9 protein-coding genes are annotated in these 8271 nt (G+C 68.9%); 3 read left to right on the top strand and 6 right to left on the bottom strand.

The features are described from left to right. Nucleotides 1-136: 136 nt before the first annotated feature. From pstB to ACFVYA_RS01120, 6 genes are all read right to left on the bottom strand, one after another. The gene (pstB, locus tag ACFVYA_RS01145; protein WP_285987187.1) at nucleotides 137-913 is read right to left on the bottom strand and encodes a phosphate ABC transporter ATP-binding protein PstB; all 777 of its coding nucleotides are present in this window, start codon (nucleotides 911-913) and stop codon (nucleotides 137-139) included. 10 nt (nucleotides 914-923) lie between these two features. Further along, on the bottom strand, nucleotides 924-1841 hold the full coding sequence (gene pstA, locus ACFVYA_RS01140) for a phosphate ABC transporter permease PstA (RefSeq protein WP_387040937.1): 918 nt from the start codon (nucleotides 1839-1841) through the stop codon (nucleotides 924-926). A 2-nt stretch (nucleotides 1842-1843) separates the two neighbouring features. Continuing rightward, nucleotides 1844-2764 carry a phosphate ABC transporter permease subunit PstC gene (gene pstC, locus ACFVYA_RS01135; RefSeq protein ID WP_285994011.1) on the bottom strand — a complete coding sequence of 307 codons (921 nt, stop codon included), beginning with the start codon at nucleotides 2762-2764 and terminating at the stop codon, nucleotides 1844-1846. 195 nt (nucleotides 2765-2959) lie between these two features. Continuing rightward, a complete protein-coding gene (gene pstS, locus ACFVYA_RS01130) occupies nucleotides 2960-4090 on the bottom strand; it encodes a phosphate ABC transporter substrate-binding protein PstS (RefSeq protein WP_387040979.1) in 1131 nt (376 codons plus the stop codon). 227 nt (nucleotides 4091-4317) lie between these two features. Then, nucleotides 4318-5223, bottom strand: a complete 906-nt coding sequence (gene mshD, locus ACFVYA_RS01125; RefSeq protein ID WP_387040933.1) for a mycothiol synthase — start codon at nucleotides 5221-5223, stop codon at nucleotides 4318-4320. Nucleotides 5224-5294: 71 nt separating this feature from the next. Further along, a complete protein-coding gene (locus tag ACFVYA_RS01120) occupies nucleotides 5295-6050 on the bottom strand; it encodes a winged-helix domain-containing protein (RefSeq protein ID WP_387040930.1) in 756 nt (251 codons plus the stop codon). 152 nt (nucleotides 6051-6202) lie between these two features. Between ACFVYA_RS01120 and ACFVYA_RS01115 the strand changes: the two genes are divergently transcribed. From ACFVYA_RS01115 to ACFVYA_RS01105, 3 genes are all read left to right on the top strand, one after another. Then, nucleotides 6203-7102, top strand: a complete 900-nt coding sequence (locus ACFVYA_RS01115) for a DUF2993 domain-containing protein (RefSeq protein WP_387040927.1) — start codon at nucleotides 6203-6205, stop codon at nucleotides 7100-7102. A 10-nt stretch (nucleotides 7103-7112) separates the two neighbouring features. Next, nucleotides 7113-7538, top strand: coding sequence for a TlpA family protein disulfide reductase (locus tag ACFVYA_RS01110; protein WP_387040925.1), 426 nt, complete (start codon nucleotides 7113-7115; stop codon nucleotides 7536-7538). A 271-nt stretch (nucleotides 7539-7809) separates the two neighbouring features. Next, complete coding sequence (locus ACFVYA_RS01105) at nucleotides 7810-8244, top strand: DUF4395 domain-containing protein (RefSeq protein ID WP_285987193.1); 435 nt, start codon at nucleotides 7810-7812, stop codon at nucleotides 8242-8244. The last annotated feature ends 27 nt before the right edge of the window (nucleotides 8245-8271 follow it).

The raw sequence follows: 8271 nt of genomic DNA, 5'->3' as shown, positions 1-8271 counted from the left end.
GCATCTGAGCCGCACTGACGAAGAAAGCCCCCGGCCGCGGCCGGGGGCTTTCTTGTTGCTCCACTTTGGACGAAAAGAAGGCCTTTCCCGCCGGCCCCGAGAACGGGCGGGAAAGGCCTTCCGCAGCAACGACAGCTCAGCCGAAGCGGCCGGAAATGTAGTCCTCCGTGGCCTTCTGGTCCGGGTTGGAGAAGATCTTCTCCGTGTCGTTCAGCTCCACCAGCCGGCCCGGCTGGCCGACGCCGGCGAGGTTGAAGAACGCCGTCTGGTCGGAAACCCGGGCCGCCTGCTGCATGTTGTGCGTCACGATGACGATCGTGTAGTCCTTCTTCAGCTCGCCGATCAGGTCCTCGATCGCCAGCGTGGAAATCGGGTCCAGGGCCGAGCACGGCTCGTCCATCAGCAGCACGTCCGGCTGGACCGCGATCGCGCGGGCGATGCAGAGCCGCTGCTGCTGACCGCCCGAAAGCCCGCCGCCCGGCTTGTTCAGGCGGTCCTTGACCTCGTTCCACAGGTTCGCGCCGCGCAGGGCGCGCTCGGCGATGTCGTCGAGGGTCTTCTTGCCCTTGGTGCCACCCAGCTTCAGGCCCGCGACGACGTTGTCCTTGATGGACATCGTCGGGAACGGGTTGGGGCGCTGGAACACCATGCCGATCGTGCGGCGCACCTGGACCGGGTCGACCGCCGACGCGTAGATGTCCTCGCCGTCGAGCAGTACCTGGCCGTCCACGCGGGCGCCGGGGATCACTTCGTGCATGCGGTTGAGCGTGCGCAGCACCGTCGACTTGCCGCAGCCCGACGGGCCGATGAACGCGGTGACGTTGCGCGGCGGCACCGACAGGGTGACGCCGTCCACGGCGTGGAACTTGCCGTAGTAGATGTCCACGTCCTTGACGTCGATTCGCTTGGCCATCAGGAACAGCTCACTTCTTCTTCGGGGCGACGAGGCGCGCGAACACGGTGGCGAGGAGGTTGATCAGCGCGATGATGAGCACCAGGGTCAGTGCCGCGCCCCAGATCCGGTCGAAGCCGACCGTGCCCGGGTCCATCGGGTTGCTGACGCGCTCGTTGTTCATCAGCAGCGGCAGCGCGGCCTGTTCGCCGTGGAAGATGTCCCAGTTCGTGTAGGCCGAGTAGCCGACCAGGACCAGCAGTGGCGCGGTTTCGCCCATCACGCGGGCCAGCGCCATCATGACGCCGCCGACGATGCCGGACAGCGCCGTCGGGAGCACGATCTTCATGATCGTCTTCCACTTCGGCACCCCCAGCGCGTACGACGCCTCGCGCAGGTCGTCCGGGACGATCCGCAGCATCTCCTCCGACGAGCGGACGACCACCGGGATCATCAGCAGCACCAGGGAAAGCGAGACGGCGAACCCGCTGCGCGGCAGGCCGAGCGTGGTGATCCACAGCGCGTAGATGAACAGCGCGGCCACGATGGACGGGACACCGGAGAGGATGTCCACCATGAACGTGGTGGCCCTGGCGAGCTTGCCGCGGCCGTACTCGACGAGGTAGATCGCGACGAGCATGCCGATCGGCACCGCGATGATCGCGCAGACGAGGCCCTGCAGCAGACTGCCGATGATGGCGTGCAGCACGCCGCCGCCGACCTCGTCGGACAGCACGTCCCCGAAGTCCTGCGACCACCAGTTGCTGTACGGGATGCGCTTGATGCCGTTGGCGACCACGGTGTAGAGCACCCACACCAGCGGGACGACGGCGATCAGGAACGAGAGCCAGACCAGCGTGGTGGCGAGGCCGTTCTTGGCCTTGCGGGCCAGGCTGACCTGCTGGAACGCCGGTGTCGACGCGGGTGCTTCGAGCGAGGTGACGGACATGGTCAGTCCCCCTTCTTGCCGATGACGGACCGCGCGGCGAAGTTCACGACGAAGGTGAGCACGAACAGCACCAGGCCGGCCGCGATGTACGCGCCGGCCGAGACCTCGTTGTTGAACTCGCTGTAGTTCGCGGCGATCTTCGACGCGAAGGTCGCGCCGCCGTCGAAGAGGCTCCAGTCGAAGTTCTTGCCCTGCGGGATGAGCAGGATGACGGCCAGCGCGATCGTCTCGCCCAGCGCGCGCCCGAGGCCGAGCATGGACGCGCCGACGTAGCCGGCCTTGCCGAACGGCAGCACCGTGGTGCGGATGACCTCCCAGCGGGTGGCGCCGAGCGCCAGCGCGCCCTCGATGTGCGGGGTCGGCGTCCGCTCGAACACCTCGCGCGAGAGCGAGGTGATGATCGGCAGGATCATCACGGCCAGCACGATGCCGGCGGTGAAGATCGTGCCGCGCACGCTCGGCGCGACGTTGCCGGGCGCCAGCAGCGGGAACCACGAGAACGTTTCGTTGATCCACTGCGCGAACGGCTCGATCGTCGGGGCGAACACGAGGATGCCCCAGAGGCCGAAGATGATCGACGGCACCGCGGCGAGCAGGTCGATGATGTACCCGAACGGCCGCGCGAGCCGCGGGGGCGCGTACTGGGTCAGGAACAGCGCGATGCCGAGCGACACCGGCATCGCGATGACCAGCGCCACGAGCGACGTCGCCACCGTGACCTCGAGCAGGTCGAGGATGCCGAACGCCATGTTCGCCGGGTCGCTGGTCGTCCAGCCGTGGTTGGTCAGGAAGTTGACCTTGTCGGCCTTCAGCGCCGGGATCGCCTGGATGAGCAGGAAGAGCCCGATCAGGCCGATCAGGCCGACGACGAAGATCCCGGCCCCGGTGGTCAGGTTCTGGAAGATGCGGTCACCGGGCCGCACCTTCTTCGGTTTCTCGCTCGCGGGCGGCTCCGGCGCCGCCGTCGAGGCTCGTTGCTCCGAAATCGGATCCTCCGGGGGCGTTGTGGCGGACGACGAACGCCCACCGGGGTCGCCGGTGGGCGTTCGCGTCGAGCTTGACTCGCTCATCGACAGGTGTGTCCAGCCTCTATCACTTCAGTGAACTGTCGCAACCGGTCAGGAGATGGCCTTGACCGCGGCCAGGACCTTGGTCTGCAGCGACTGCGGGATCGGCACGTAGCCCTTGGCGGACAGCGGCTGCTGGCCGTCGGTCGCGGCCACCGTCAGGAACGCCTTGACGGCCTTGGCGACGTCCGGGTTCGCGTACTTCGAGCAGACGATCTCGTAGGTCGTCAGCAGCAGCGGGTAGGCACCCGGGGTGTTGCTGGCGTAGATGCCGTTGAGGTCGAGCGCGAGGTCGTTCGAGCCCTCCTTGAGGAACTTCGCCGCGTCCAGGGACTTGGCCACGTTCGCCGAGGTGAGCTCGACCCCGCCGGAACCGCTGTCGATCAGGGCGGCGGTCAGGCCGTCCTTGGCGAACGCGCCCTCGACGTAGGTGATGCCGCCGTCGGAGGCCTTCACCGCGGTCGCGACGCCGTTGGAGCCCTGCGCACCGTTGCCGACGCCGCCGTTGAACTTCTTGCCGGCACCCTTGGTCCAGTCGGCCTTGGCGGCCGCGCCCAGGTACTTCTGGAAGTTGTCGGTGGTGCCCGACTCGTCGGCGCGGGACACGACCTGGATGGCCTTGTCCGGCAGGTTCAGGCTCTCGTTGCCCTTGACCGCCTTGATGGCCGGGTCGTTCCACTTGGTGATGCCGCCGCTGAAGATCTTGGCGGTGACCGACGGGGTCAGCGTCAGCTTGTCCACACCGGACAGCTTGTAGGCGACCGCGATCGGGCCGACCACGAGCGGGATGTTCCAGGCGTCGCTGGCGCAGCGGGCCTTGGCGGCCTCGGCGTCGGCGTCCTTGATCGGCGAGTCCGAGCCGCCGAAGTCGATCTGGTTGGCGTTGAACTGCTTGACGCCCGCACCCGAACCGCTCGGGTTGTAGTTGACCTGCTGGCCCGAGCACTTCTTGCCGTACTGCTGCGTGAAGATGTCGATCGCGTTCTTCTGCGCCGACGAACCTTCCGCGGACAGCGGGCTCTTGCCACCGCACTGGACGTCGGCGCTCTCGGTCGCGGCGGGGGCAGCAGCGGAGCTCGAGCCGCTGCTGTTGGACGCCGCGGGGTCGGTGCCACAGGCAGCGAGCACGAGAGCGGCGCTCGCCACGATGCCGACCGCGCTCAGGGGCCGCATGATCTTCACTGCTGTTTCCTCCATCAGGAGCTTCACCGGTTCGGCCGCGGCGATGTCGCCGTGCCGGAACCGGACATTAGGCAGCGCTGATGGACGGTCGGCCGTGAACAAATGAACGCAAAGTGAACAGACCCCCGGATGTGAGCAGTGCTACTACCCCGAGAGGTCGCCGTGTCCGGGCCGTGACCTGCGTGTATGCCGTCAGTGACGACGTGCTCGCAGGGCGTCGACCGTGGTCACCGACCGTACTGGACGTCGGTTTCGTGAGGCGTGAACCCGAGCTTGGTGTAGACCGCCAGCGCCGCCGCGTTGTCGCCCTCGACGTACAGGATGATCTTCCGCAGCCCGCGGCCCGCGAGGTACCGCAGCCCGGCGAGCGTGAGCGCCCGCCCGAGCCCGCCACCCTGCGCGGCCGGGTCGACGCCGACGACGTACACCTCGCCGACGCGCTCGCCGCCGAACCGGCCGGGCGTCGGTTCGTGCACCTTCGTCCAGTGGAAGCCGATCACCTCGTCCTTTTCTTCGGCGAGGAAGAAGCCGTCGGCGTCGAACCAGGGACGTGCTTCGTCGGCACGGATGTCATCGGCGGTCAGGGCGCCCTGCTCGGGGTGCCAGTCGAAGGCCCGCGCGTTGACCCGCACGACGGCGTCCTCGTCCTGCCCCGGCACGAACGTCCGCAGCGAGACGCCGTCGCGCAGGATCGGCTCCGGCCAGTCCGAGCCTTCGACGTCGACCTGCAGGATCAGCAGCTCGCGCTTGCGCTCCAGGCCGGCCGCCCGGGCCAGCCGCTGCGCGGCCGGGTGGTCGCCGTGCGCCCAGACCCGGAAGCCGACCGCGGCGCGCTCGTCGAGCGCGTGAAGCAGCTTCGCGCCGTAGCCGCGGTTGCGATGGGCAGGGTGCACGAACAGCTCGGCGACCTGGTGCCCGAAGGAGTCGCCGGTGGTGTCGAGGTGCGCGTAGCCGACGACTTCGTCCTCGACGCAGGCGACGAGGTGCTCACCGCCGTCGAACTCGCCGGGCAGCGCGCCCGCCGGTTCGACCTCGGGCCCCCCGTCGGCTTCGCGCACGGCCAGCAGCAGCCGGCGCACGTCCTCGAGTTGCCGGTCGTCCAGTTCCTGGCGCCACTCGCCGTCTCCGCTCACCCTGCGACCGTACCCGTGACGGACGCAACGCGAAGGCTGTGCGGGACGTCTTCAGTGCGCGGAAGGGGGATCTAGTGGGTGAGTTCGGCAGTCTCGGCCGGGGACTCGGCGGTCGCCTGCGCGGGCACGCCCGGACGCGGGGCGCCGCTCTTGGCCGGCCGCTCGAACTTGTAGCCGACGTTGCGCACGGTGCCGATCATCTGCTCGTGCTCCGGCCCGAGCTTGGCGCGCAGCCGCCGGACGTGCACGTCGACCGTGCGGGTGCCACCGAAGAAGTCGTAGCCCCAGACCTCCTGCAGCAGCTGGGCGCGGGTGAACACCCGGCCCGCGTGCTGCGCGAGGTACTTGAGCAGCTCGAACTCCTTGTAGGTGAGCTCGAGGGTGCGCTTGCGCAGGCGCGCGGTGTAGGTCGCCTCGTCGATCACCAGCTCGCCGACCCGAAGCTCGGCGTCGACCTGCTGGGAACCACCGTCGCGGGTCGTGACCAGCCGCAGCCGGGCGTCGACCTCGGCCGGGCCGGCGGTCGGGAGCAGGATGTCGTCGGTGCGCCACTCGGCGCTGACGGCGACGAGCCCACCTTCGCCGACGACCGCGATGATCGGCGTGGCCGCCTCGTCCTCGCCGGTGCCCTTGAGCAGGCGGCAGAGGCTCTTCGCCGAGGCCAGGTCGCTGCGGGCGTCGAGGAGGATCACGTCACGGTGGCCCGCGTCGAGCAGGGCCGTCACCTCGGGAGCGCGGACGCGTACGGTGTGCGGCAGCAGGTCCAGCGCGGGAAGCACCGAGGTGGCGTCGGCCTCCGCAGTCAGTACCAGAAGGTCCAGGCTCATCAGCCGCACCGCCTTCTCGAGTCGTCGCCGCACAGCGGCAGTGGTCGGTGCTAAGTGAGAATAGCGGCTGAACGGCCGGGCACCTAACCCTTGCTGGATCGATCACACCTGGAGGAATCCGGGTGTCCCCGAAGAACAGGAGTACGGACGCGATGGTGAGCAGGCCCGTGACCCGGGACGACCGGCCCGCACCGAGGCCGGACGCACGACGCCGCGGCCGCCGCGCCCGGCGCTGGGTGATCGCACTGGTGGTCCTGGTGCTGCTGCTGGTCGGCGCCGATTTCGGGGCCGCCGCGTACGCCGAGCACATGATCTCGCAGAAGGCCCGCACGCAGCTGCAGCTGAACGACGACCCGTCGGTGACGATCCACGGTTTCCCGTTCCTCACGCAGGCGCTGGGCGGTGACTACAGTCACATCAGCGTGTCCGCCGCCGGCCTCCCGGTCGCGAACAAGCTGCAGGACGTCGCGGTGAACGCCGAGCTCGAAGACGTCAAGGCGCCGCTGTCCGACATCACGAACGGCAACACGAAGGCGATCACCATCGGCAGGCTGACCGGTTCGGTCACCATCAAAGCCGCCGACCTGGCGCGCCTGTCCCCGCTGGACAAGATCAAGGACCTGCGGATCGAGCCGTCGACTTCGGAGTACGTCCAGAACGGCGACAGCGGGCAGAGCGAACCGGCGCCGACCACGACGAAGACCACCGAGGGCCAGGCCGAGCAGGACGAGTCGAGCACCGGTGTCCGCATTTCGGGACACCTTCCGTTCGCGGGCAAGGATCTGGAAATCTTCTGCTTCGCGATGATCGAGGCCGACTCCGCGAAGGGAACGATCAACTTCCTCCCCAAGCGGCTGCAGTTCGGGAACGACCAGGAGACCACCGTGGTCCCCGCGGCGGTGCAGAAGGCGCTGATGCCGAACTTCAACGCGTCGATCAGCACGAGGGACCTGCCGCTGTCGGTCACCCCGACCGGCGTGCGGGTGCAGAGCGGATCGGTGACGATCAAGGGCAAGGCGGCGAACGTGTCCTTCGCGGACCTGAGCAAGTAGGGAGCGGCCGGTGACGGGGCTGTGGGTGCTCGTGGCGACGCTGGTGGCCGCGGCGGCCGCCGGCGCGCTGCTCAAGGCCCGGAACGGCCGGGTGCGCGACGCCAAACCCGCGCGTGAGCTGCCCGCCCCCGTCACCGCCGCGCTCGACCCGGCGTCCGCGGTGACGCTGGTCCAGATCTCCACCACCTTCTGCGCGCCCTGCCGGCACGCGAAGGCCGTGCTCGCGCCGCTGGCCGAGCGAACGCCCGGCCTGCACCACGTCGAACTCGACGTGACGAACCAGCCGGAGGTCGCGCAGTCGCTGTCCGTGCTGCGGACACCGACCACGATCGCGCTCACCCCGGACGGCCGGGAGCTCCTGCGCGTCGGCGGCGTCCCCCAGGGCCCGGAACTGCTCGCCGCCCTGCGGCCGCATCTCCCTTCTCGGACGCCTTGACCAGGGCGTTGTCCCAGAAATCGGGAATCGTCCCAAGGTATGAACGTGGTTCCCACTCTGAGGGAGCTCTGGGTACCCTCGCACCCGTGACCGGGCTGACCACCTTCTTCTTGACGCAGCGGCGCGCAGTCGACCTCTGCCGCGTCCGCAGCAGCCTGTGTCGCGTTCAGTCCGACCGGCACTGAACCGTTCGATCCGGTCCCCACCAGCCCTGATGCCGCTGACGCGTGCCGTTCGCACGCACCCCCTGGAGCTCCAGCTGGAGGAACGCATGTCCGCCGGACCGGCCGTCGACCCGCGAGGCCCGCGGTTCGCCGCCATCCTGACCACGATCGTGCTCGCGGTCGTCCTGGTCACCGAGTGGTGGCCGCTGCTGGCCGTCCAGACCGTTGTGTTCGCCATCGGCGCGTTCGCCGGCTTCAAGGCGGCGCCGTACTCGATCGTCTACCGGGCGCTGGTCGCCCCGCGCCTCGGCCCGACGTCGGAGCGCGAGGACGCGGCGCCGCTGCGGTTCGCGCAGGCCGTGGGGTTCGTGTTCGCCCTGGTCGGCACGATCGGCTTCGCCGTGGGGATCACCCCGCTCGGCATCGTCGCGACGGCGTTCGCGCTGTTCGCGGCCTTCCTCAACGCGGCTTTCAACTTCTGCCTCGGCTGCGAAATGTACTTGCTGATCAAACGCTTCAGCCCCGCCCGCGCGTCGTCCTGAAGTCCAACCCAGAAAGAGAGTTCTGTT

This window comes from Amycolatopsis sp. NPDC058278, assembly GCF_042881395.1.
In the GTDB taxonomy this organism is placed as follows: Bacteria; Actinomycetota; Actinomycetes; order Mycobacteriales; family Pseudonocardiaceae; genus Amycolatopsis.
This window is presented reverse-complemented; position numbering and strand designations above follow the sequence as displayed.